Below are 2134 nucleotides of genomic sequence, written 5' to 3' on the forward strand. Positions count from 1 at the left end.
CGGCGGCGGCGGGGGCGGAGGGGGTGGCGCATAGGCTGGCGGGGCGGCACGCTCAGCAATGCCTGGCGTGGCACGCACTGCACCGGTGCGCGGGCGTACCCCGGTCTGCCGGCTAACAATGCCCGGCGTGTCGCCCAGCACTTCACAATTGACCGGATTTGGCGGCAACACCGGCGTTCTCGCCAACGCAGGCAAGGGAACAATGGTCGGGGAAAGCACCAGCGCGGTGAGAGACAGGCCTGCAATCGCGCGCGTAACAAGGCTGAGAGGTCGCATGAGCATCAGCTCCTTTTGCTCAAAACAGGTGCGACCCCGTTGTCTGATGACCCTATGTTTGCGTCAGGCCAGTGAACTGCCCGTGAACCGCAGCAAAGCCCTTGAATTACATCACCCGGCCGCGCGCATCGTCGATCTGCTCCTGCAGGTCGCGCGCCTCATCGCAGGCATTGCGATTGCCATCATCGCACCGTCGCATTGCCTTGTCTCGCTCGCGCGAAAGCTTGCCCAGCCGTTCTTCTGACTTGCGCATTGCCCGTCCGCGATTTTCGTCGGCTTCGGACTGGCTGGTGGTGGCAAGATCAACGCCCTTTGACACGATCTTGACCGGCGCGGTGACCACCGCACCGACCGCGCTGGCGATGCAGCCGCCGGGCAATATGAGCAGTGCCGGGATGACAAACACACGTAGCTTCATGTTGGTCTCTCCCGACGCAGCTCATCAAGAGCTCGACCCTGCGACAAACTGGCTGAGCGGTTGCTGAACCGTTATTTCATCAGATCGACGATGAAGGCGCGGATTTCCGTGCCGATGTCATCGCGCTCCAGCGCGACCGCTATATTGGCCTGCACATAGCCTGCCTTCGATCCGCAATCATAGCGCTTGCCGGCAAAGGTCACGGCATGGAACGGCTGTGTGCCGATCATCCGCGCCATTGCATCGGTCAGCTGGATTTCACCGCCCGCGCCCTTTTCCTGATCTTTCAGCGTCGTCATGACCTCAGGCTGCAGAATGTAACGGCCTGATATGATCAGGTTGGACGGCGCGTCCGCCTGTTTCGGCTTTTCGACCAGACCCATAACTTCGGTGATATCTCCATCGCGCGTGCCCGGTGCGATCACCCCGTAGCTCGACACCTGTTCGTGCGGCACTTCCAGCACGCTGAGCAGATTGCCGCCCAGCCTGTTGTAGGCCTCGACCATCTGCTTCATGCAGCCGGGCGATCCGACCATGAACTCGTCGGGCAGAAAAATCGCGAACGGTTCATCGCCCACGATATCGCGCGCGCACCAGATCGCATGGCCAAGGCCCAGCGGCTCCTGCTGGCGCACATAAGCGCAATTGCCGGGACTCAGCCGCGTCGGCTCAAGCACGTCGAGCGACTTGCCCCGGTCCGTCATCGTCTTTTCCAGCTCATAGGCGATGTCGAAATGGTCTTCGATGGCATTCTTGCCGCGTCCGGTGACGAAGATCATCTGCTCGATGCCCGCCTCACGGGCTTCATCGACCGCATATTGGATCAATGGCCGGTCAACGATCGGCAGCATTTCCTTGGGGATCGCCTTGGTGGCGGGCAGGAAGCGGGTGCCCAGGCCAGCGACGGGGAAGACGGCTTTGCGGATCGGTTTCATTGGCCAAGCTCTTGCCCCCCGACCGATGTATCGTCAAGGGTATTGGGTCAAACACAATGGCCTCAGATCAGGCCTTCACGCGTGCTGCAAAACTCTTGCGCAGCTTCTGCAGCTTGGGCGGGATGATCGCGAGGCAATAGGGATTGCGCTGGCCTTCACCGTTCCAATATTCCTGATGATAATCCTCGGCCGGATACCAGGTTGTCGCCTCTTCAATCGTCGTGACGATGGGTGCGGGCCAGCTTGCCTGATTGCGACTCATCGCAGCTTCGGCCTCGACCTGCTGCGCGGCATCGAGCGGGAAGATCGCCGAGCGATACTGGGTGCCGACATCATTGCCCTGACGGTTGAGCTGGGTCGGATCGTGCGTGGCGAAAAAGATATCGAGCAGATCGGCATAGCTCAGCTGTTCGCGGTCAAAAGTGACGCGGATCGCCTCGGCATGGCCGGTGGTCCCGGCGCACACCGCCTTGTAGGTCGGGTTCTCGACATGGCCGCCAATATA

General features: G+C 61.1%; 3 protein-coding genes and 1 pseudogene. All 4 read right to left on the minus strand.

Annotation, left to right across the window (positions count from 1 at the left end; all coding sequences use genetic code 11):
• A pseudogene (locus ACEW8G_RS12045) lies at nt 1-282 on the minus strand (hypothetical protein); the annotation flags it as partial.
• A gap of 100 nt (nt 283-382) precedes the next feature.
• A complete protein-coding gene (locus ACEW8G_RS12050) occupies nt 383-694 on the minus strand; it encodes a hypothetical protein (RefSeq protein ID WP_373488663.1) in 312 nt (103 codons plus the stop codon).
• A gap of 71 nt (nt 695-765) precedes the next feature.
• Nucleotides 766-1629, minus strand: coding sequence for a UTP--glucose-1-phosphate uridylyltransferase GalU (galU, locus tag ACEW8G_RS12055; RefSeq protein WP_373488664.1), 864 nt, complete (start codon nt 1627-1629; stop codon nt 766-768).
• Nucleotides 1630-1696: 67 nt separating this feature from the next.
• Nucleotides 1697-2134, minus strand: a 438-nt coding sequence (gene msrA, locus ACEW8G_RS12060) for a peptide-methionine (S)-S-oxide reductase MsrA (protein ID WP_373488665.1), incomplete at its 5' end; no start/stop codon positions are given.

Source organism: Blastomonas sp. (assembly GCF_041747255.1).
GTDB lineage: Bacteria > Pseudomonadota > Alphaproteobacteria > Sphingomonadales > Sphingomonadaceae > Blastomonas.